19 protein-coding genes and 2 pseudogenes are annotated in these 20,151 nt (G+C 60.6%); 10 read left to right on the forward strand and 11 right to left on the reverse strand.

Annotated features, from left to right (window positions below):
• Nucleotides 1-11 precede the first annotated feature (11 nt).
• The 3 genes from FHT79_RS17955 to FHT79_RS17965 are packed head-to-tail and all read left to right on the forward strand — an operon-like array spanning nucleotide 12 to nucleotide 3,735.
• Complete coding sequence (locus FHT79_RS17955) at nucleotides 12-824, forward strand: NAD(P)-dependent oxidoreductase (RefSeq protein ID WP_047618800.1); 813 nt, start codon at nucleotides 12-14, stop codon at nucleotides 822-824.
• 9 nt (nucleotides 825-833) lie between these two features.
• The gene (locus FHT79_RS17960; RefSeq protein ID WP_127431059.1) at nucleotides 834-2,027 is read left to right on the forward strand and encodes an FAD-binding oxidoreductase; all 1,194 of its coding nucleotides are present in this window, start codon (nucleotides 834-836) and stop codon (nucleotides 2,025-2,027) included.
• A gap of 22 nt (nucleotides 2,028-2,049) precedes the next feature.
• Nucleotides 2,050-3,735, forward strand: a complete 1,686-nt coding sequence (locus tag FHT79_RS17965) for a thiamine pyrophosphate-binding protein (protein ID WP_183903842.1) — start codon at nucleotides 2,050-2,052, stop codon at nucleotides 3,733-3,735.
• Nucleotides 3,736-3,803: 68 nt separating this feature from the next.
• On the opposite strand, the gene FHT79_RS17970 is transcribed toward FHT79_RS17965, so the two are convergent.
• Together FHT79_RS17970 and FHT79_RS17975 are read right to left on the reverse strand one after the other, a co-directional pair.
• Nucleotides 3,804-4,535, reverse strand: a complete 732-nt coding sequence (locus tag FHT79_RS17970) for a FadR/GntR family transcriptional regulator (RefSeq protein ID WP_029868376.1) — start codon at nucleotides 4,533-4,535, stop codon at nucleotides 3,804-3,806.
• 45 nt (nucleotides 4,536-4,580) lie between these two features.
• Nucleotides 4,581-7,637, reverse strand: a complete 3,057-nt coding sequence (locus tag FHT79_RS17975; RefSeq protein ID WP_183903843.1) for an FAD-binding and (Fe-S)-binding domain-containing protein — start codon at nucleotides 7,635-7,637, stop codon at nucleotides 4,581-4,583.
• Nucleotides 7,638-7,735: 98 nt separating this feature from the next.
• On the opposite strand from FHT79_RS17975, the gene FHT79_RS17980 reads away from it, so the two are divergent.
• The gene (locus tag FHT79_RS17980) at nucleotides 7,736-8,485 is read left to right on the forward strand and encodes an SDR family oxidoreductase (RefSeq protein WP_029868427.1); all 750 of its coding nucleotides are present in this window, start codon (nucleotides 7,736-7,738) and stop codon (nucleotides 8,483-8,485) included.
• Complete coding sequence (locus FHT79_RS17985) at nucleotides 8,478-9,227, forward strand: SDR family oxidoreductase (protein ID WP_029868428.1); 750 nt, start codon at nucleotides 8,478-8,480, stop codon at nucleotides 9,225-9,227. Before FHT79_RS17980 ends, FHT79_RS17985 begins: the two co-directional genes overlap by 8 nt.
• Here the strand turns inward: FHT79_RS17985 and FHT79_RS17990 are convergent.
• The 3 genes from FHT79_RS17990 to FHT79_RS18000 form a co-directional block, all read right to left on the reverse strand.
• The gene (locus FHT79_RS17990; protein WP_183903844.1) at nucleotides 9,208-9,465 is read right to left on the reverse strand and encodes a hypothetical protein; all 258 of its coding nucleotides are present in this window, start codon (nucleotides 9,463-9,465) and stop codon (nucleotides 9,208-9,210) included. The two genes, FHT79_RS17985 and FHT79_RS17990, sit on opposite strands and share 20 nt — an antisense overlap.
• Before the next feature lie 52 nt (nucleotides 9,466-9,517).
• Nucleotides 9,518-11,146 carry a chaperonin GroEL gene (gene groL / locus FHT79_RS17995; RefSeq protein ID WP_029868430.1) on the reverse strand — a complete coding sequence of 543 codons (1,629 nt, stop codon included), beginning with the start codon at nucleotides 11,144-11,146 and terminating at the stop codon, nucleotides 9,518-9,520.
• 153 nt (nucleotides 11,147-11,299) lie between these two features.
• A complete protein-coding gene (locus tag FHT79_RS18000) occupies nucleotides 11,300-11,614 on the reverse strand; it encodes a co-chaperone GroES (RefSeq protein ID WP_029868431.1) in 315 nt (104 codons plus the stop codon).
• Nucleotides 11,615-11,970: 356 nt separating this feature from the next.
• Here FHT79_RS18000 and FHT79_RS18005 point away from each other — a divergent pair.
• From FHT79_RS18005 to FHT79_RS18020, 4 genes and pseudogenes are all read left to right on the forward strand, one after another.
• A pseudogene (locus tag FHT79_RS18005) lies at nucleotides 11,971-12,262 on the forward strand (hypothetical protein).
• 107 nt (nucleotides 12,263-12,369) lie between these two features.
• Nucleotides 12,370-12,726, forward strand: a complete 357-nt coding sequence (locus FHT79_RS18010) for a hypothetical protein (RefSeq protein WP_183903845.1) — start codon at nucleotides 12,370-12,372, stop codon at nucleotides 12,724-12,726.
• A gap of 54 nt (nucleotides 12,727-12,780) precedes the next feature.
• On the forward strand, nucleotides 12,781-13,104 hold the full coding sequence (locus FHT79_RS18015; RefSeq protein WP_183903846.1) for a DUF2934 domain-containing protein: 324 nt from the start codon (nucleotides 12,781-12,783) through the stop codon (nucleotides 13,102-13,104).
• A gap of 5 nt (nucleotides 13,105-13,109) precedes the next feature.
• Nucleotides 13,110-13,529: an HD domain-containing protein gene (locus tag FHT79_RS18020; RefSeq protein ID WP_029867894.1), complete on the forward strand. Its 420-nt coding sequence runs from the start codon at nucleotides 13,110-13,112 to the stop codon at nucleotides 13,527-13,529.
• Between the two features lie 107 nt (nucleotides 13,530-13,636).
• On the opposite strand, the gene FHT79_RS18025 is transcribed toward FHT79_RS18020, so the two are convergent.
• Together FHT79_RS18025 and FHT79_RS18030 are read right to left on the reverse strand one after the other, a co-directional pair.
• Nucleotides 13,637-13,906 (reverse strand): hypothetical protein, encoded by a 270-nt coding sequence (locus FHT79_RS18025; RefSeq protein ID WP_029867893.1) that lies wholly within the window; start codon nucleotides 13,904-13,906, stop codon nucleotides 13,637-13,639.
• A gap of 42 nt (nucleotides 13,907-13,948) precedes the next feature.
• Nucleotides 13,949-14,211 (reverse strand): annotated as a pseudogene (locus FHT79_RS18030) (hypothetical protein).
• Nucleotides 14,212-14,528: 317 nt separating this feature from the next.
• Here FHT79_RS18030 and FHT79_RS18035 point away from each other — a divergent pair.
• Nucleotides 14,529-15,035, forward strand: coding sequence for an HIT domain-containing protein (locus tag FHT79_RS18035; protein ID WP_183903847.1), 507 nt, complete (start codon nucleotides 14,529-14,531; stop codon nucleotides 15,033-15,035).
• 25 nt (nucleotides 15,036-15,060) lie between these two features.
• Here the strand turns inward: FHT79_RS18035 and FHT79_RS18040 are convergent, their stop codons facing one another.
• From FHT79_RS18040 to ugpC, 4 genes are all read right to left on the reverse strand, one after another.
• On the reverse strand, nucleotides 15,061-16,911 hold the full coding sequence (locus tag FHT79_RS18040; protein WP_183903848.1) for a DUF2264 domain-containing protein: 1,851 nt from the start codon (nucleotides 16,909-16,911) through the stop codon (nucleotides 15,061-15,063).
• Between the two features lie 77 nt (nucleotides 16,912-16,988).
• Entirely contained in the window at nucleotides 16,989-18,263 is a 1,275-nt protein-coding gene (locus FHT79_RS18045; RefSeq protein ID WP_063473544.1) for a sugar ABC transporter substrate-binding protein, read from the reverse strand.
• A gap of 39 nt (nucleotides 18,264-18,302) precedes the next feature.
• Nucleotides 18,303-19,016 carry a YesL family protein gene (locus FHT79_RS18050; RefSeq protein WP_183903849.1) on the reverse strand — a complete coding sequence of 238 codons (714 nt, stop codon included), beginning with the start codon at nucleotides 19,014-19,016 and terminating at the stop codon, nucleotides 18,303-18,305.
• Between the two features lie 20 nt (nucleotides 19,017-19,036).
• Nucleotides 19,037-20,146, reverse strand: a complete 1,110-nt coding sequence (ugpC, locus tag FHT79_RS18055) for a sn-glycerol-3-phosphate ABC transporter ATP-binding protein UgpC (RefSeq protein ID WP_183903850.1) — start codon at nucleotides 20,144-20,146, stop codon at nucleotides 19,037-19,039.
• Nucleotides 20,147-20,151 lie beyond the last annotated feature (5 nt).

The following is a 20,151-nucleotide window of genomic DNA, read 5'->3' on the forward strand; positions in this document are numbered from 1 at the left end:
GGGAAAATTCGATGACCGATTATCAGCGCACGCTTCTGACCGGCGCGGCCGGCGCTCTGGGAACCCAGTTGCGCGAATCCGGAACAAGGCTCGGCAAGATCGTCAGGCTGTCCGCACGCAAGCCCTGCGACAACCTCGCGCCGCACGAGGAAGATTTCCCGGCGGACCTTTCCGACTTCGACGCCGTTTCCAAAGCCGTGGAGGGTTGCGACGCCATCATTCATATGGGCGGTCAGGGGCTGGAAGCTCCCTGGAACACCATCCTCAACGCCAACATCGTCGGCAGCTACAACATCTATGAGGCGGCGCGCCAGCATGGCGTCAAGCGCATCGTCTATGCCAGCTCCGTTCACGCCATCGGCTTTTACGAGCGCACCGAGACGATCGACGGCAACGTACCGACCCGCCCCGACAGTCTCTACGGCGTGTCGAAGACCTTCGTCGAAAACCTCGGCCGTTACTATTTCGACAAGTTCGGGATCGAGACCGTGAGCCTGCGCATCGGCTCGTCTTTCCCGGAGCCGACGGACCGGCGCCATCTCATCACCTGGCTTTCCTATCGCGATTGCCGCCAGCTCGTCGAAAAGAGCCTGTCGGCCGAACGCGTCGGCTTCATGGTCGCCTATGGCATGTCCGACAACAGCCAGGCCTTCTGGGACAACCGCACGGCGGCATCGCTTGGATACAAGCCGGAAGACAGCGCCGACGATTACGCGGACAAGGTCTTTGCGAAGACGAAACAAGGCGATCCCAACGATCCGGCGGTGCGCTTCCAGGGCGGCAGCTTTGCGGCTGCCGGCCATTATGAAGACGAGAAGAAGTGAGACGCACCGATGCAAGCTTCCAAGTCGTCCTATGACGTGGTGATCGTCGGCGGTGCAGTGGTTGGCAGTTCGACGGCATATTTTCTGGCGACCAACCCCGATTTCAACGGATCGGTCCTGGTGATCGAGAAGGACTGGACCTATCAGCGGTCGGCCACCGCGCTCTCTTCCAGCTCCATCCGTCACCAGTTCTCGAATGCGATCAACGTCAAAGTCTCGCAGTTCGGGACGGAGTTCATCCGCAACTTCAAGGAAAACGTCGCCGTCGACGACGATACGCCGGAGATCGGTTTCCATGAGGCCGGGTATTTGTTCCTCGCCGAGGACGAACGCGGCGATCAGGTTCTCCGGCGCAACCACGAGACCCAGATCTCCTGCGGGGCTGATGTCACGCTGCTCGATCCTGACGGCCTCGGCCGGCGGTTTCCCTGGTTGAACCTGGAAGGACTGACGCTCGGCAGCACCGGCGAACGGGGCGAAGGCTGGTTCGACAGCGTCGGCCTGCTCCAGGGCTTCCGCAAGAAAGCGCGCTCTTTGGGCGTCGAATATATCGAAGACGAAGTCGTTGCCGTCAACAGAGAGGGAGACCGCATCGTTTCCGTGTCGACGAAGAGCGGCCAGACGATCGCTTGCGGCACGATGGTCAACACATCGGGCACCAACGGTAAAAAGGTCGCCCGCATGGCCGGGCTCGACGTTCCCGTCGAGCCACGCCGACGCTCGCTGTTCGTCGTCGATTGCCGCACACCGCTCGAAGGAAAGGTCGGCCTGACGATCGACCCCACCGGCGTTTTCTTCCGGCCCGAGGGCAAATTCTATCTGATGGGTACCTATCCCAAGCACGATCCGGAGGTCGATCCCAACGATTTCGACGTCATGCACGACGAATTCGATGAGGAAATCTGGCCGATCATGGCGAACCGGGTTCCGGCCTTCGAGGCGATCAAGGTCGTCAATTCCTGGGCCGGCCACTACGATTATTGCACCCTCGATCACAATGTCGTCCTCGGACCGCATACTGAGGTCAGCAATTTCCTCTTCGCAAACGGCTTTTCGGGGCACGGTCTCCAGCAGTCGCCGGCGATGGGACGGGGTCTCTCGGAACTGATTGCCTATGGTGGCTTCAAGACGCTCGATCTTTCGCCATTTGGCTATGAACGAGTGACGGCACACCGGCCCTTCCTCGAAGACGCCGTCATTTAACGTACAAGGAGAGGGGCTCCCGATGAGAAATGAAACATTGAAGCGCAGTGGCGGCCAGGTGCTCGTCGATGCCTTGCGCATCCACGGTGTCGAGCGCGTGTTCGGCGTGCCGGGCGAAAGTTATCTTGCCGCCCTCGACGCCTTTCACGACATGGAAGACGCTATTGAATTCATCGTCTGCCGGCAGGAAGGTGGCGCTGCCTATATGGCGGAAGCCTACGGCAAGATGACCGGCAAACCCGGCATTTGCTTCGTCACCCGCGGGCCGGGCGCGACCAATGCTTCCGTCGGTGTGCATACGGCTTTCCAGGATTCGACACCGATGATCCTGTTCATCGGCCAGGTGGCGCGTGATCAGATGGAGCGCGAAGCATTCCAGGAGATCGATTATCGCCGCATGTTCGGCCAGATGGCGAAGTGGGTCGTCGAGATCGAGGATGCCGCCCGCATTCCCGAGCTCATCAGCCAGGCGTTCCACCGGGCCGTCAACGGCCGGCCCGGGCCGGTGGTCGTCGCTCTTCCGGAAGACATGCTGACCGATATGGTCGATGTCGCCGACACCCCGACTTACAAGAAGGTCGAGGCCTTTGCCGGCGAACCGCAATTCGAAGAATTGCTCGGCCTTCTCTCCGAGGCGAAGCGCCCAATGGTCGTCGTTGGCGGCGGCGGCTGGACGCAGCAGGCTGTTGTCGACCTGAAGGCGTTCTCGGAAGCCTTCAGCCTGCCGATCGCCGCGTCCTTTCGCTGCCAGGATCTGTTCGACAATAGGCATGAGAATTATGCCGGCGATCTTGGCCTTGCCGCAGGGCCGAAGCTGATCCGCCATGTGAAGGATTGCGACCTGCTGATCTCCATTGGCGCCCGTCTCGGAGAGATGACGACGGGCGCCTATACGCTGATCGACATTCCAGTGCCGAAGCAGTTGCTCGTTCATATCCATCCGGGCGCGGAAGAATTGGGGCGCGTTTATCACGCGCGATTGCCGATCAATGCCAGCGTTGCGGGTTTCCTGTCGCAGGCGGCAAAGTTGAATCCATCATCTGCGCCGGTGTGGAAGGATTGGACCAGAACGGCTCATGCCGACTACCTCGAAAACCTCGCGCATCCCGAGGTCCCGGGTCCCGTGCAGATGGGCGACATCATGGAATGGTTGCGCGGCCATCTCAAGCCCGACGCCATCCTGACCACCGGCGCCGGCAACTATTCCGCCTGGGCGCATCGCTTCTATCAGTACCGCACCTTCCGCACCCAGCTCGGACCGACGAACGGTTCCATGGGCTACGGCGTACCGGCGGCGATCGCCGCCAAGATCACCGATCCCGCGCGCACGGTCGTTGCCTTTGCCGGCGACGGATGTTTCCTGATGAACGGCCAGGAGCTTGCAACCGCCATGCAGTATGACGCTCGGGTGATCTTTCTCGTCATCAACAACGGCATGTATGGCACGATCCGCATGCATCAGGAGCGCAGCTATCCCGGCCGTGTCTCCGGCACCGGCCTGACGAACCCGGATTTTGCCGCGCTGGCGCGGTCCTATGGCCTCCACGGCGAGACCGTGGAAAAGACCGAGGACTTCGCCGGCGCCTTCGAACGCTGCGAGGCGTCAGGCAAGCCGGGCCTCATCGAAATCCGGATCGATCCGGAAGCGCTGACACCGAAAATGACACTGACGCAAATTCGCGAACAGGCGATCGCCCAGGGAAAGTGATTACGGCTAAGTGATTGCGGGGAAGTGATCGCAGGAAAACGCACCGCCTGAAAAGCAGGCGGTGCGCATCAATCCTCTGTTTCGCTGCTCGCCGGCTCATTGAGCATCGTGCGGTAGCGATGGAGGCTTTCCTCCAGATGGACGATCAGCGCAGCCTTGGCAGCCTTGGCATCACCTTGGGTGATCGCGGCCAGAATAGCGGCGTGTTCCTTATTGATCTTCTTCAGGTAGGTGCTGTAGCCGCGCGCCGATTGGCGATGTTTGAGCACGAGTTCGAAATTGATGCTCTCTATCACCGCTTCCAGAAAACTCGGGAAGTGGGGATTGCGGGTGGCGCGGGCGATCGCAAGATGGAATTCGAAGTCGGCGCGCGCCTCGACCTCGGCATCGTCCGTCACCAGGTTTTCAAGGTTGTCATAGGCGCGGGCGATCTCGGCCAGCGCCTCCGGCGTCCGCCTCGACGCTGCAAGGGCAACGGATTGGATCTCGACGCCGAGCCGTAATTCCAGGATCTGCATCGCCGAGCGAATGTCCTCGATGCGGCTGATCTCGAAATTGAGGGTCTTTGCGTCCTTCTCGCTGACATAGACCCCCGCACCCTGCCGCGCTGTCACCCGTCCGCCCACCTTGAGGGAGGTGAGCGCCTCGCGAATGACAGTTCGGGAAACCCCGAACTCTTCGCATAGCTGGGCACTTGACGGAATTTTCTCGCCCGGGGCATAAAGACCGGAATCGATCCGTTCCATCAGCTTTGCAACGACGATTTCCGCGAGATTGCCTCGTTGCGTGATGATTGACACTGGTTCGCTCCGGTTTTCACGATCAAATTTAGCACATATCACATATCATGCCACGTCTGATTGTGGGATGCCGGGGTTTTCAGACATTATCTTATCGATGACCTGAAAGGGGTGCGGGATGCGTTTGTTGTCGATTTCCTTCACCTGGGAGCGGCACGAATATCCGGTGGCCATGAGACTGTCGGTATCGCCTGATGCATCGACCTCCGGCTTCCAGCTCATCGCATAAAGGCGCTCGGAGATCGGCCGGTTGCGCGCCTCGTGGCCAAAGGTGCCGGCCATTCCGCAACACCCCGTTTGTGCCGCCTGAAGGTCGATGCCGAGGCTTGCGAACACTTGTTTCCATTGTGCGACGGAAGAGGGCGCATTGGTGCGTTCGGTGCAATGGGCCATCAGTCGGAAGTTTTTACCCTTGGCGGCGGAGGGTGACGCGGCAAGCCGGTCAAGATTGGCGACCAGCCATTCCTGCGGAAGAAGAATGGCAGCCTTCAGCATGCCCTTGTATTCGCTGCGAAAGGCGAGCGTCATCGACGGATCGAGCCCGACGAGCGCCACACCCGCTTCATCCAGCCGCTGAAGATAATGCGCGGTCCGCCCGGCCGCAGCCTCGAAACGTCCGAGATAGCCATGAACGTGCAGCGCTTTGCCATTAACGTGGGACGCGGCGAGGAAGGGCGAGAGCCCCATTTTCCGCGCAAGCCTGATTGCGGCGAGGGCGACCTCAGGATCGAAATAGGCGGTAAACGCATCGGCGACGAAGATAACGCTCTGCTCCCTCTGGCGCGGCGACAAGGCCTCGATCCGCGACGGGGTCGCAAGCGGTACCCCAAGGCGGGCGGCCTCTTTCGCCAGAGAGATCCGCGGCAGGCGGGGCAGGGACGTCAGTCCGGCGACGCGCATCATCATCCTGCCGGCGCGCGTGCTGACGATAAGGTTATAGGCAGGTCGTATCCGCTGAACCAGGGGCAGGGTGGTCTCGATGGCGGCGACGAGCGGATCCTTCAGCGGACGGAGGTAACGTCCGTAATAAAGTTCGAGGAATTTGGAGCGGAAGGCCGGGACGCTGACTTTCACCGGACATTGCCCCGCGCAGGCTTTGCACGCCAGACAGGTGTCCATCGCAGCGCGGACCTCATGGGAAAAGTCGTCACGATTTTGGGGGTTCAGCGAGTTGAAGGCGCGCCGCGCCAGGTTCGCCAGCGGACCGCTCCGCCGCAAGCGTTTTGCCTCCTCGCGAGCATCGATGCCCTTCTCGGCAAGCAGCTTCAGCCATTCCCGCATCAAAGCCGCGCGGCCCTTGGGCGAAAAGCGCCGATCGCGTGTCGCCTTGTAGGAGGGGCACATGGGGCTGGTTTCATCGAAGTCGAAACAGGCGCCGTTGCCGTTGCAATAGGCGGCGTTGTCGAAGGCGGAGCGGATCTCGTTGCCGATGATGCGGTCGGTCTCTCCCCGCAGCGGCACATCGTCGATCTTCAGCAGCGCCTGGCCGGCAGGGGCTGCAATCTTGCCTGGATTGAGGCGGGTTTCCGGATCGAAAGCCCGTTTGATCTCCTGCAGGCTGGGATAGAGATCGCCGAAAAATTCCGGCACATATTCGGAACGCACGCCTTTGCCGTGCTCTCCCCAGAGCACGCCGCCATATTTGCGCGTCAGCGCCACGACGGCGTCGCTGACCTCCCGGACCAGCTTGATATGGTCGTCGCGGGTAAGGTCGAGTGCCGGCCGCACATGCAGGACGCCGGCATCGACATGGCCGAACATGCCGTAGGAAAGGCCCGCGCCATCGAGAAGCGCGCGGAATTCGCGGATATAGGGCGCGAGATTCTCCGGCGGTACGGCGGTATCCTCGACGAAGGCAACCGGCCTGACCGGGCCATCGACACTGCCAAGCAGGCCGACCGCCCGTTTGCGCATCGACCAGATCGCCTCGACCTCGGCATGATCCCGCGCGATCGTATAACCCAGGTGACGCGCATTTGCGCCTGTGGCAAGCGCGGCGGTCACCTCGGCGAGTTTGCGTTCGAGTTCGGCTTCATCGTCGGCCAGCACTTCGGCGATATTGATGCCGTTGGTCGCTCCGCCCGCGTCGTCCGGAAAAAAGCGGGCAATGCCGGTCCAGACGATGTCGCCTCTGGCGAGGCCCAGGACTTTCTCATCGACCGTTTCCACCGAGGCGACGTTCAGCGCCACGAGGCTGCGGGCATCCTCCAGGGCGGTGTTGAAGTCGCCGTAGCGGATGTTGATCAGGGCCGCATGGGCGGGGATCGGCAGAAGGTTGAGTTCGGCTTCGGCGATCATCGCCAGCGTTCCCTCCGAGCCGCAGAGGATGGCATTGAGATCGAAGCGCCCGTCGCTGCGGAAGATGTGAGCGAGGTCGTAGCCGGTCATGTAGCGGTTGAGTTTCGGAAAGATCTCGGCGATCCGGTCGCCCTTTTCCCGCGCGATCCGCTCGACTGTCCTGTGGATCTCGCCGACACGGTCCTGGCGCGCGACGATCTCCGTGAACGCCTCCGGATCGAGCGGGCGCGACCACCAGTCGGAGCCGTCGGCAAGCACGATGCGCAATCCCAGTACATGGTTGCTGGTCTTGCCGTAGAGGCATGACCCCTGGCCGCAGGCATCGGTGGAAACCATGCCGCCGATGGTGGCGCGATTGGAGGTGGAGAGTTCGGGCGCAAAAAACAGGCCGTAGGGCTTCAAAGCCTGGTTCAGCTGATCCTTGACCACGCCCGCTTGGACGCGGGCAATTCTCCTGACCGGGTCGATTTCGAGAATGGAATTCATGTGTCGCGAGCAGTCGACGACGATGCCCGATGTGAGAGATTGGCCGTTCGTGCCGGTTCCGCCGCCGCGCGGCGCGACGGTGATCCCGCGAAACGCCGGCTCCGACAAGACGGCCGCCGTGATCTGCAGGTCTTCGACGCCTCGGGGGAAAAGGATGCCGGTCGGCTCGATCTGATAGATGGAGTTGTCGGTCGAAAAAACCGTCCGGCTCGCCGCGCCGGTTTCGATGTCGCCATCGAACCCCGCCTCGATGAGCCGCTGGAAGAATCCTGCAGGAGGAAGGGGGATTGAACCATGCGGCCGGAGGCGCGGAATCATGTCGAAACCTTCAGAATGCACTTGAGCTTTGTCGAAGTTGGCATATAAGTGATAACATACAATGTCAGCGGCGCAACGCAAAACACTGAGGTGGAACTTTGAAGAACCAGACCGCAATCATCGTCGGCGGCGCTTCCGGGCTCGGCTTGACGACGGCCAAGCTGATGATCTCGCATGGGGCGACCAGGATCGGGCTCATCGATCGCAATGAGCAGCTGCTTGCCTCTTCGGCCGAGGCGCTTCGTGCTCTCGGCGCCGAGGTTGCGACGGCCGCTGCCGACATTTCCCGGGCGGAAACGGCTCATCGTGGGTTCAACGAGATCGCCGGCAAGCTCGGCCGGATCCATGTGCTCGTCAACAGCGCCGCCATCTATCCGAGACGTCCTATCCTCGAGATCACCGACGAAGAATGGGACCTCGAAAATGCGATCAACGTGAAGGGTACCTATCATATGATGGTGGCTGCCGTTCTTCATATGCGCCAGCACGTGAACGCGCCCGAGGTTACGGGGCGGATCGTCAACGTGACCTCGGTCGATGCTTTCAAGGCTCATCCCCAGAATGCGCATTATGCCGCAACCAAGGCGGCTGTCGTCAGCCTGACGAAATCCTTTGCCCAGGAATGCGCCAAGGACCAGATCCTTGTCAATTCCGTCGCGCCCGCCGGTTTCGCAACGGATCGCGCCAAGGAACTCGGATTCCTACCGGAGCTGGCCAAAGCCAGCGCCCTTGGCCGCGCGGCCGAGCCGGTCGAAATGGCGGAATGGATCGTCATGATGGCATCGAGCCGCAACACCTATGCCACTGGCGAAAACGTCGTCGTCAGCGGAGGCTACATCTATGTCTGAGCCGCTGCCCTATCGGGTCGCCCTGGTCACCGGCGCGACGAGCGGCATCGGTCGCGCCACCGTCGGCAAACTATGCAAGATGGGGCTGACGGTCTATGCCGTCGGCCGAAACGCCGAGGCTCTCGAAGAACTCGCTGGGGAAAGCGGGGCGAAGCCGGTCCGGGCCGATGTGCGCGATACCGCCGAAATCGTCAAGCAGCTTCACGGAACTGAGGTCGATATCCTGATCAACAATGCCGGCATTCTCTCGACGCGGGCGACATTCAGCGAGATCGAACCATCCGAGATCGATGCCATGATCGACATCAATCTCAAGGCGCCGATGCAGCTGACCCGTGCATTCCTGCCTGCCATGGTCGAGCGAAAGCGCGGCCACCTGATCTATATCGGCTCGAGCGGCGGCCAGGCGCCGTATCCGAATATGGCGGCCTACGGCCCGTCGAAGGCCGGGCTCAGCCTGTTTTGCGACAATTTGCGCTGCGACCTGCTCGGGACCTCCGTTCGGGTGACCGAGGTGGTGCCGGGCCGCGTCCAGACGGAACTTTATCGAACCGCAATGGCGGGCAATCAGGCGCGGACGCTGCTCTATGACGGCTACCGTCCGATACAGCCTTCACACATCGCCTCGATCATCTCGAACGCCATCGAGCTTCCCGTCTTCGTCGACGTGTCGCGGATCGAAGTCTTCCCGACGGACCAGGCGACCGGCGGCGGCACCATGGTCAAATTTCCCGAGCCGTAGGCGGGCGCTCGCTTGTTTCGAAGAGACCGCGGGCCGCCTCGACCATCGATTGCAGCTGATTGGGGTCGCGTACGCCCTGTCGGTAGATCTCGATGATGATGCTCGCCATTCGTTCTGCTTCATCGCTGTCTCTTGCTATCGCGTAATCGGCGCGGAGCTTGTCGAAGACGTGCTGGCAGGTTTCAAGATCGCGGGAGTCCAGCGGTACCTGCGATCGGCTTTTGATCGTTTGAACCATCTCTATTCCCTTCGAAAGGCCCGCCAGCGAGGCCGGCGGGCCGGCAGATGTGTTAGAAATCCATGCCGGGGCCGGCGGGCAATGGCGGCGGCGCGTCCTTCTTGGGTTTCTCGGCGATCATGGCTTCCGTCGTGACGAGAAGACCGGCGATGGAGGACGCGTCCTGCAGCGCGGTGCGAACAACCTTTGCCGGATCGATGACGCCCTGCGCATAAAGGTCGCCATATTCGCCGGTCTGAGCGTTCCAGCCGTAGGCGAAGTCACTTTTCTCGCGCAGCTTGCCGACGATGACCGAGCCTTCCGCTCCGGCATTTTCGGCGATCTGCCGCGCCGGCGTCTCGAGCGCGCGGCGAACGATGTCGACACCGACACGCTGGTCGCTATTGGCGGTCTTGAGGTTGTCGAGCGCCTTGACGGAGCGCAGCAGCGCCACGCCGCCGCCCGGCAGAATGCCTTCCTCGACCGCCGCCCGGGTTGCATGAAGCGCGTCGTCGACGCGGTCCTTCTTTTCCTTCACTTCGACTTCCGTCGAGCCGCCGACGCGGATGACGGCAACGCCGCCGGCGAGCTTGGCAAGACGCTCCTGCAGCTTCTCGCGGTCGTAATCGGAGGTGGTTTCTTCGATCTGCGCCTTGATCTGGGCAACACGGCCTTCGATGTCGGACTTGGCGCCCGCGCCGTCGACGATCGTGGTGTTCTCCTTTTCGATCGACACCTTCTTGGCACGGCCGAGCATGTCGAGCGTGACGGATTCGAGCTTGATGCCGAGGTCTTCGGAGATGACGGTGCCGGCGGTCAGGATGGCGATGTCTTCGAGCATGGCCTTGCGGCGGTCGCCGAAGCCGGGCGCCTTGACGGCAGCGATCTTCAGGCCGCCACGCAGCTTGTTGACGACGAGGGTTGCAAGAGCTTCGCCTTCGACGTCTTCAGCGATGATGAGGAGCGGCTTGCCGGACTGGACGACGGCTTCGAGAACCGGCAGCATCGACTGCAGGTTCGACAGCTTCTTCTCGTGGATGAGGATATATGGGTCTTCGAACTCGGCCCGCATCTTGTCGGCATTGGTTACGAAGTAGGGGCTGAGGTAGCCGCGGTCGAACTGCATGCCTTCGACGACTTCGAGTTCGGTTTCGGCGGTCTTGGCTTCTTCAACCGTGATGACGCCATCATTGCCGACCTTTTCCATGGCTTCCGCCAAGAAACGGCCGATTTCGGCATCGCCATTGGCGGAGATCGTGCCGACCTGGGCGATTTCGGCATTGTTGGAGATCTTGCGGGCGTTGGCCTTCAGTTCCGCAACGATGGCGCCGACGGCGAGATCGATGCCGCGCTTCAGGTCCATCGGGTTCATGCCTGACGTGACGGCCTTGGCGCCCTCTTTGACGATCGCCTGGGCAAGCACCGTTGCGGTCGTGGTGCCGTCGCCGGCGATGTCGCTGGTCTTCGAGGCGACTTCACGGACCATCTGGGCGCCCATATTCTCGAACTTGTCTTCGAGTTCGACTTCCTTGGCGACGGAGACGCCGTCCTTGGTGATGCGCGGCGCGCCGAAGGACTTGTCGATCACGACGTTGCGGCCTTTCGGGCCGAGCGTCACCTTCACGGCGTTGGCCAGGATGTCGACGCCGCGCAGCATCTTCTCCCGGGCTTCGGTGCTGAATTTGACTTCTTTAGCGGCCATGTCCTCACTCCTTCATAGGCAGCCAGAGCAATTCCGGGAAAGGTGCGAAGCGGTTTTCCCTTCGGAATTGCGTCAGAAATAAAATGTTGGAGCTGTTCTGCTTTTCTACGACAAGCTGAAGCGCTCCAGCGTTGACGAATGTTCGCAGGGACCTCAGGCGGCCTGCTGCTGTTCGCCCTGGGTTTCGATGACGCCCATCACGTCACTTTCCTTCATGATCAGCAGGTCTTCGCCATCGATCTTGATCTCGGTGCCGGACCATTTGCCGAACAGGATGCGATCGCCGGGCTTGACGTCGAGCGCCTGGATCTGGCCGGCATCGTTGCGTGCACCAGGGCCGACGGCGATGACCTCACCTTCCTGCGGCTTTTCCTTCGCAGTGTCGGGAATGATGATGCCGCCCTTGGTCTTGTCCTCTGACGTGACCCGGCGGACGAGAATGCGATCATGAAGCGGTCGGAACGACATGTCTTCCTCCATCGACAAACAGTGATGATGTTGCTCCCCCGGGCCGGACCGGACGACCAATCCGGGGCGGGCGCAAGGTTCCGCGCGAGCGCGCCTTGCGCGACTGATCTGGTTCGACGGCACTGCAATTTCAAGAGGGATGAGAGAAAAATTAGCACTCCCCAACGGCGAGTGCTAACGTATTGCAGGGAACAGAAAATCGGCTCCCGCGTTCGGACTACGAGGTGGATGGCACTGTGTCGAAGGCGCGTTCAAGCCGCATCGAGGCTTGAATCCGGATTTGGACATTCCCAACTGTCTCATGATCGAGGCTTGACGAGCTCGATCACCGTCCCACGTCTTTTGGAGTGAGTGACATGGAAGAAAAGACCAATATAATCAGAGACCTCAGCATTGAGGAACGTGAGGAAATCTTCGTCGATATCGCTCGCACGCTGGAGGATAAGGCGCGTGAGGCTCTTGTCGAAGGCAACATGCAGTTTGCGGCACTGTCCAACAACATGGCTGAAGCGATCCGCGTCAATGCCGACGAACTGGCCCGTGACGATCCCCACAATGCCGAGCTTCGTGTTGCTGCAGGCGACGGCGATGATTTCGCAGTTCGAGGCCGTGCACCCCTATCGAATGGTGAGTATGGCCGTTCATTGATTGCCGCCGGCGCGTGCGGCTCGATCGCGCGCTCAAATCAATCGCCGCCCACGCGGAACTCTCACTGCTTGCGAAGGTTATTGGATCACAACATCGAAGGGTGATCCATGATGACCGACAAATCCAACGTGCCGCCCGAGAGCGGGACCGACGACGCGCGTTCCGCCGACACCGAACGGACCGAAGCCGATCGCAAAAGGGCATTGGAAACTGCCCGGCGCAACGTCAGTTCGACATTGGATCGCCACAGCGGCACCGAAACCCTAAGCCTCAAGCGTGCCAAAGAATATCTCAGCCTCGGCGGCCACCGCCGGTCGATGATCGACGACAATATCACCGACGTTCGTCAATGGGATGAAGATCCGCCGGAGGCCGAACGCTTCTGGAAGGAACGGGTGGAGACGCTTTCAAAGGACGAGCGCAAACGGGTGGAGGATTTTCTTCCAACCATCAACACACCGTGAAAGTGGCTGGGCCTGTTCTTCGGACGGCTTATTTAAATGCGCTTGGAGGAGATCATGGCGATAGACAAGCATGAGCAGATACGTCGCCGTGCCTACGAAATCTGGGAGGCCGAAGGCCGCCCGGATGGCGCCGACCAGCGTCACTGGCTGCAAGCCTGCGACGAACTGGCGGGCGAGGATGAGCATGAAACACTGCAGAACCTGCTCGATGAAGACGACAGGGATGATGCAGCACTGCTCCAAGGCGCCGGCGAGAGCGGCGATTTCGATCGGCGACGAACGCCTGTCCAGGCCGCGGCGGTTCCAGTCCGTGACATCGAGATGACGACGGGCGAGAAGCCTTCCCGACAGAAGATCAGGAAGACCGAGGGCCCGTGATCACCATGCAGCATCTCGACCATGCCATCCAAGTGGCTCTTACAGCCCATGAAGGTCAGGCAGACAAGACCGGCCGGCCGTTCTTCGAACATTGCCAGCGGGTCGCACTTCTCGTTTCCGGCGATGAGCGGCGAACGATCGCCTACCTTCATGACGTGGTCGAGAAAGGAAGCGGCTGGACGCTCGACAGGCTGAGGGAAGATGGCTTTGCGCCAGCGATCATCTCCGCCGTGGACGCTCTGACACGGCGGCCGGACGAGCCGGACGACGACTTCGTCAGACGCGCGGCATCCAACCCGCTGGCCTTGCCGGTCAAGCAGGCCGATCTCGAAGACAATCTCCGGCAGGCCGAACAGACCGGCAAGAACACCGAAAAGTACCAGCGCGGCCTGGATCTCCTGCGCGACATCAAGAGCCGACAATAGGAACTCGGACAAATTTGCGCAGTTCGCCTGGCCGCCAAGATCGATAATCGGCCGATGGCGACCGTAACCTGACTTCCGCTGGTGCAGCGAAGGTTCTGTGCCTCATTTCATGTTTTGTTGGTAAACCACACTGTCGGGACGCCGAGCACGCCTCCCGTGCGCATCGCCGTCTTCAGTTCGTCCAGCTTGCTGAACGCCTGAGCCGCTTCAAACGTCGCAAACTCATGGGTGACGGTAATATCGTTCGGGTTGTCGATGGCGCGATAGACGGCTTGCGCTGTCACCCCATTGGCCTTCTGAACCTGATGAAACGCATCATATACCTTGCGCCAGGCGGCGTAGTCGGAGACCTCGTGCCTCACGAATAATGTCGTCATATCATCCTCCCCGATTGCATTTCCAAGTCTCGTGGATGGCTATTACGATTGAACCAGGAACATCATGGTCTCGGGCAAGACGCCGTCACTCGCCATCGCATCGGCGGCGGCCTTGGTCTGCATGAAGGCCATCAACTTTTCCATGTCTGCGACGTCCATGACCAAACCGACGCGGTTGAGTTTTGCGGGTCTGTAAACGTACGAATGTTCGTGACGCCGATGGGTTCCAATACCTGTTTGCGGATGGGTGAAGCGAGCCAGTGTTTCGTGTCCTTGACGTCGTGACAGATCATTATGGTAGGCATTGTGTCCTCCTCTCAAGATCTCGGAAACTGAAAGCTAAGTATGCTGTTGCGCTTTGCCGGATTTCATTACAGCAATGTTGCGAAGAGTGGGTTTTTCTTATTCATTAGTTGGAGATGTAAATATAACTATTGAGTAATTCGAAAATGTTATGCGACGGCGGCGTCTGGCGCGCATTGGGTTTTGCAATAGCTTTGGTGACGGTTCCGGAGTCAGTGAGTGTCATTGGCGCTAATGACTTGGTCAATTTGACTTCCCTCCGATTGTCGCATCAATCTGACAATAGGATACGCCGCGTGCGAGATGGCAGAGGTTTGGAATGATCGAACGCCAGCCATTTGATCTCAAAGCCTATGTCCACGACATCGGAACAAGGCCGTGCTTTATCTGCGGCTTGCTCAAGAACGACCCCGCTTTCTTTCATCATCGCGTTTTTGAAGACGATGAGACGATCATTTTCCTGAGCAAATATCCCACGTTACCCGGCTATTGCCTTGTCTGTCCGAAGGAGCACCGTGAGCATCTGGCGCGAGACATGTCGAAGGATGAATATCTTCGACTACAGGGCAAGGTGCATGTCTTGTCGCGCGCCCTCAAAAGCGTGTTCGACGCCGAGCGAATTTATGTGCTTTCGCTCGGCAGCCAGCAAGCCAATAGTCACCTGCATTTTCATGTCGTTCCCTTGCCTTCAGGCGTGCCTCTCGAAGAGCAGCAATACCATGCGCTGATGGCGGAGTATGGGGTCCTGCACATACCTGACGATCAAATGTCAGAGTTGGCACAGCGCATCGCAGAAGCATACCGTGCCGAGTTGACCGCACGATAGTCACTCCTGTTCCCCCAATCCCAGGCTATGACTGGAGGGCGAATGCCGGCACCCGCTCGCCGTTCTCGCGAAAGAGCCGCTCCACCTCTTCGAGGCGAGGGCAGGCAGGCGGATTATCGAGCGCTTGTGCCCAGTTCTCGCGGCTGGGCAATGCCATTGCCGCGGTCACGAGCACGGTGGTTCCGGGGCCGATTTCGCCGCGCAACTGCGGCAGCAGGGTCTTGGCGTGGATGAGATTGGTATTCGGGATCGGGCTCATCGCATGGCCAGCCCTCGGACCGGGCGATAGATCCACGATCGCGCTGACATCGGTCTGTCCGTACCAGACGGCTCGGCCTTCCCCTGCATCGGAACGGTCGGCATTGAAGTCCGCGCGTTCGATCGCAAAGCCGCCCTCGATTGTGCTGAGGGCGCGCGGCGTGGCAATGCGGTGGATGCGGATATGCCAGGGGTTTTCGGGAAGCAGCCAGGTTTCGATGGTGACATCGTTCCAGGGGCGCCAGCGCGAATAGAGGCGATTGTCGGCGATGAGCGCCTCTTCCATAGTTTCGCGCATGCGAAAATGGACGCCGTCGTCGGAGAGGCCGAGCATGCCGTCGAAGCTTGCGGCGGCAAAATTCCGGTCGTCGGCTTCGATGTTGAAGGCGTAGCGCGTGGAATAGACGAATTTCGAATATTTCTCGTTTGCGCCGAGCATCTTGTCATGCTGCTGTCCGGAGGAGAGCACGACCACGTTTCCTGGCGTGTGCATGGCGACCATGCCCGCCGGTTTCAACGCAACCGGCTCCGGAAATTCCGGCTGCGGCGCCTCGTCGGCGGTCCAGAATGGATGATCCCCGGGAAGAGCCAGCGGTAGGAAGAATTTCAGCGCCCAATAGGGCGAACCGGGCGAATTGTAGCTCTCGCTCATGAAGAGATTGGGATAGCCGTAGCCGACGGAGAGAACGCCGTCGCGCTCGGCAATCGGCATCGCCGACCACCAGCGGATATGGCGCATGTAATAGCCCTTGATCTCGGCCCAGGGCAGCGCTTCGACGCCGGCAAAGGCAAGCGCGCCCCAGAAACCACCGGCCGCGAAGCGGTAGGTCTGGCTGCGGCCGAAGGTAAGGGCTGCGCCATCGGGGCCGAACCAGTGGCGGATATCCCCGGCAAAGGTCTGGGCGCGATCCCGGAAGCGGTCTTTGCGCGCTTCGTCGCCGCGCGCCAGCACGGTATAGATCAAGCCGTAGAAATGCATGGCGAAGGGGATGTAATGATCGACCCGACGCACCGGCCCGTCGCGATACCAGCCTTCCCCGAGGTCGAAGGCTTCCAACTCGTTGAGATAGGCAAGGGTTTTCCCGTGGTCGAAGGCGACACCAACGCGCTCCAGCCCGAGGTCGATGAGGACGCGGAAGAATTTCCAGTTGTTGTCGATGAATTCCAGTTCGCGCGCGCTGAGAAGGTAGGCGGCGACGGTCTTCTTCTCGCTATCGCTGAGCGGTTTCCAGATGTGTTCGGGGACAAGTGCCAGCGCGAAACCGACGGCGGCGAGCTCGACCAGCCGCTGATTGCGGTCGGCAAGATCGCCCCAATATTCGAGATGAGCGGGGTTCGTGCCGTTCGCCAGCCCGCGCCGATAGAGGTCCCAATGCGGGAACGCGCCGCCGCCTGCAGCGAAAGGAACAATGCCCCAGAGCGGCCGTGCAAATCCTTCCAGATCCGCCGCCGCCCGGTCGAAGATCGCGCCGGCCGCACCGAGGCGCACACGGGCGCCGCCTTCGGAAAAATACGGCAGGAGCGGCTCGAAGAGGTCGGTGACGGCCTTGGCGAGGTCGTCGCGGGTCTTCAGCGGATTGCCGAAGAGCGGATTGGCCCGGGCGGGATCATATATCATTGTCAGGCTCGAAATTCATGAAAAACAGGATCGGCCGCGGGCAGATATTGCCCGCGGCCGTCGACATTTCTTGACGTCTACTTGATGGCCTTCACGCCGTCGGTCATTTCCTTCAACCCGTCGTCGACGGACGTGTTGTCGGTCATGATTGCGTCATGCGCACGGTTGAGCACGACCTCGATCTTGGCGGCGTTCGGGTTGACCGCCATCTCCAGGTAGGTTTTCGTCGGCTTCAGCGCCGCCTTGCTGGCCTCGTCCTGCGGGAAGCCGGGCGTTGCCGCGATCGTGGCGCTGACGTCATCCGTCTTGAGCGCGGGGAACGTGCCCGTCGAAGCGATAACGGCCGCACCCTCGGGACCGGTGACGAACTTGATGAAGTCGAGTGCGGCATCCTTGTGGTCGGAATTGGCGTTGACCGCCAGGCCGGAAATCTGGGCGGCCGTCGTGCCGGCCGCGACGCCGTCGGGATGCGGGAATTTCACGATGCCCCAGTTCTTGCTCTTCGATTCACCTGATTTCACCTTGGTGATCTGGGTGCCGACGAACCAGGTTCCCATCGGCAGCATGCCGATCGTACCGTTGAAGAAGAGCGCCGAATAATGCGTATTCGACGTCTTCAGGAAGGCGTAGGAGGGAATCGCGCCATCCTTCTGTAGCGTGAGCGCCCTCTCGTACCAGGGCTTCAGGAAGTCATACTCACCGTCGACCAGCGTGTGTTTTCCGTCGAGGACGCCGGGCAGCTGGACGGTCGACCGCCAGGTATGCAGGAGCGCGCCGTAGGTCTTGTTGGTACCCATGCCACCCGTAAGCTTCTCGGCGGTCGCGTCGAATTGTGCCCAGGTCATGTCATTCGTGGGGTAGGGCACGCCGGCTTTGTCGAATATGTCCTTGTTGTAATAGACGATCCAGAAGTCGGAGCGGAACGGCAGCGAATAGATCTTGCCGTCTATGGTCAGTTCCTCGATCAGGCCGCCATAGGGAGCCGGGTCGATCTTCTGATCCTTCACGAAGCTGCTGAGATCGGCGATGTTGCCGGCGCGCACCAGATTGGTGTAGCCCGGCACGTCCTTGATGGTGACGATGTCGATGTCCTTGGAGCCGCCGGTCAGCTGCGTCGAGATCATCTGCTGATAGTCCTGCGAGCCGAGGTCCATCTGCTCGAATTTCACGTTGGGGTGTTTGGCCTGATAGGCCTCGATCAGGGGCTTGTAATAGGCAGTCTTGTCCCAGTCCCACAAAGCCCATTTGAGCGTCACGGCGTCCTGAGCAAATGCTGCCCCGGCCGTCGTTGCAGCCAAGCTGAAACCCGCCAAGGCAAGTTTCATCGTCCTCCCAAATTTATCCAAATACATTCCCGTTCTCCTTCCCTGGATCATCTCTGGATCAGTTATTTATGAAGCGTTTCGTGCATGCGGTTTGCGGTACGGCGGCAGCTCGAGAACCATCACCGCCGCCCGATGGGCGCCGAATACGACGGCGAACATTCCGAGTGAAAAATTGAAGGTTGCCGGCATGAACACGGAAACCGGATAGAAGAGGATATGCGCCAGCCAGAGGCTTGCAACGAAGGCGAGCGCTGCAAGCGCCGGGAGCGGACGGATGATGGAGGCGAGCGCGGCGAGGCGCAGCAGCCTGGGAGCCGGCAGATCGCGCATCACCATCAGAATGATGAGATGGCAGGCGAGAACCGTGACGAAGGCGGTGACGACGAGGGCAATCGCCAGCGGCACGCTCAGCAGCAGGTTGTCGCGCGCGCCGGCGGTATAGGCAACGATCGCATGGATGCCGATTGCAAGCCCGCCCGCGAGCACCAGCCCCCAAGCGGTGGCGCGCCAGAAATAGCGCAGAAAAGCTTCGGTGAAGTCCCGCAGCAAGTAGGTGTTGCGATCTTCCACAAAGGTCACCGAGACCCGGGCCATGGCGACCAGGGCTGCCGGTAGCGTCACCACGAGGAGCGAGGCCAGGATGAACAGGATGTTGAGCTTGACCATCTCCCACCATTCGCGGACGAGGATCTCGGCGAACAGCGCAAGGCCGGTCTTCTTCGGAGCATCCTTCGGAATGCCCGGTCCCTCCCTCGTCCACATCTCCCGCAACCACTGCATAGCCGTCTCCCGCAGGCGCCTCAGTATAGAATCGAACGTTCTGTTTCCTTGTCGAACAGCTGCGCGTTGGTCATATCGGCGACCAGCGTCGCCTCCTCGCCGATATCAGGCCGGTAGCGCGGCGAGACGCGGGCGATGAGATTGCGTCCGCCCGCCACCATGTTCAGGTGCACTTCAGAGCCCATGGGTTCGGCAAGCTCGACGATCGCCTTGAGGGGCGCCAGGTTCTCCGGTGCGATGTCGGCCGGCGGCAGTTCGTGGAAATTCTCGGGGCGGATGCCGAGCACCAGTTCGCGGCCTTCGTAAGGAGCGATCCTGCTCCGGTCGAAATGGGCAGGCAGCGGCAGTTCCCGGCCGTCGAAGACGGCGACGTAGCCGTCGCCACGGCGCAGGATGGTCGAGGGCAGCATGTTCATCTGCGGCGCGCCGATGAAGCCGGCGACGAACATGTTGACGGGGCGGTCATAGAGGTTCTGCGGTGTGTCGACCTGCTGGATATGCCCGTCCTTCATGACGACGATCCGGTCCGCCATGGTCATGGCCTCCACCTGATCGTGGGTGACATAGATGAAGGTGGCATTGAGGCGCTTGTGCAGCTTGGTGATTTCGGAGCGCATCGTGCCGCGCAGCTTGGCATCGAGATTGGAAAGCGGCTCGTCGAGAAGGAAGACGGCGGGATTGCGCACCATGGCGCGGCCGAGGGCGACGCGCTGACGCTGGCCGCCCGAAAGCGCCTTCGGCTTGCGGTTCAGGAGATGGCTGATGTCGAGGATCCTGGCGGCATCCTGCACCTGGGCATCGATGTAATCGCGCGACACCTTCCTGAGCTGCAGGCCGAATGCCATGTTCTTGTAGACGGTCATATGCGGGTAGAGCGCATAATTCTGGAAGACCATGGCGATATCCCGATCCTTGGAAGGAACGTCGTTCATGACGTCGCCGCCGATCTTGAGCTCTCCTCCCGATATTTCTTCGAGGCCGGCGATCATCCGCAGCGTCGTCGATTTGCCGCAGCCGGAGGGGCCGACCAGGATGATGAATTCCTTGTCTGCGATCTCGAGGTCGATGTCGTGGACGACGGTAAGCGCACCGTAGCTCTTGTTCAGCTCTTTAAGCGAAATGCTGGCCATCGGGT

This window comes from Rhizobium sp. BK212 (assembly GCF_014197475.1).
In the GTDB taxonomy this organism is placed as follows: Bacteria; Pseudomonadota; Alphaproteobacteria; order Rhizobiales; family Rhizobiaceae; genus Rhizobium; species Rhizobium anhuiense.

Excerpts from the sequence above, each read along its gene's own strand:
- FHT79_RS18000 (WP_029868431.1), bottom strand. The coding sequence starts at position 11,614 with ATGTCGTTCCGACCGCTTCATGATCGCATTCTCGTCCGCCGGGTCACG.
- FHT79_RS18010 (WP_183903845.1), top strand. The coding sequence starts at position 12,370 with ATGATGACCGACAAATCCAACGTGCCGCCCGAGAGCGGGACCGACGAC.
- ugpC (WP_183903850.1), bottom strand. The coding sequence starts at position 20,146 with ATGGCCAGCATTTCGCTTAAAGAGCTGAACAAGAGCTACGGTGCGCTT.
- FHT79_RS18025 (WP_029867893.1), bottom strand. The coding sequence starts at position 13,906 with ATGACGACATTATTCGTGAGGCACGAGGTCTCCGACTACGCCGCCTGG.
- FHT79_RS18045 (WP_063473544.1), bottom strand. The coding sequence starts at position 18,263 with ATGTATTTGGATAAATTTGGGAGGACGATGAAACTTGCCTTGGCGGGT.
- FHT79_RS17990 (WP_183903844.1), bottom strand. The coding sequence starts at position 9,465 with ATGGTTCAAACGATCAAAAGCCGATCGCAGGTACCGCTGGACTCCCGC.
- FHT79_RS18040 (WP_183903848.1), bottom strand. The coding sequence starts at position 16,911 with ATGATATATGATCCCGCCCGGGCCAATCCGCTCTTCGGCAATCCGCTG.
- FHT79_RS18015 (WP_183903846.1), top strand. The coding sequence starts at position 12,781 with ATGGCGATAGACAAGCATGAGCAGATACGTCGCCGTGCCTACGAAATC.
- FHT79_RS18020 (WP_029867894.1), top strand. The coding sequence starts at position 13,110 with ATGCAGCATCTCGACCATGCCATCCAAGTGGCTCTTACAGCCCATGAA.
- FHT79_RS18050 (WP_183903849.1), bottom strand. The coding sequence starts at position 19,016 with ATGCAGTGGTTGCGGGAGATGTGGACGAGGGAGGGACCGGGCATTCCG.
- FHT79_RS17960 (WP_127431059.1), top strand. The coding sequence starts at position 834 with ATGCAAGCTTCCAAGTCGTCCTATGACGTGGTGATCGTCGGCGGTGCA.
- groL (WP_029868430.1), bottom strand. The coding sequence starts at position 11,146 with ATGGCCGCTAAAGAAGTCAAATTCAGCACCGAAGCCCGGGAGAAGATG.
- FHT79_RS17965 (WP_183903842.1), top strand. The coding sequence starts at position 2,050 with ATGAGAAATGAAACATTGAAGCGCAGTGGCGGCCAGGTGCTCGTCGAT.
- FHT79_RS18035 (WP_183903847.1), top strand. The coding sequence starts at position 14,529 with ATGATCGAACGCCAGCCATTTGATCTCAAAGCCTATGTCCACGACATC.
- FHT79_RS17985 (WP_029868428.1), top strand. The coding sequence starts at position 8,478 with ATGTCTGAGCCGCTGCCCTATCGGGTCGCCCTGGTCACCGGCGCGACG.
- FHT79_RS17955 (WP_047618800.1), top strand. The coding sequence starts at position 12 with ATGACCGATTATCAGCGCACGCTTCTGACCGGCGCGGCCGGCGCTCTG.
- FHT79_RS17975 (WP_183903843.1), bottom strand. The coding sequence starts at position 7,637 with ATGATTCCGCGCCTCCGGCCGCATGGTTCAATCCCCCTTCCTCCTGCA.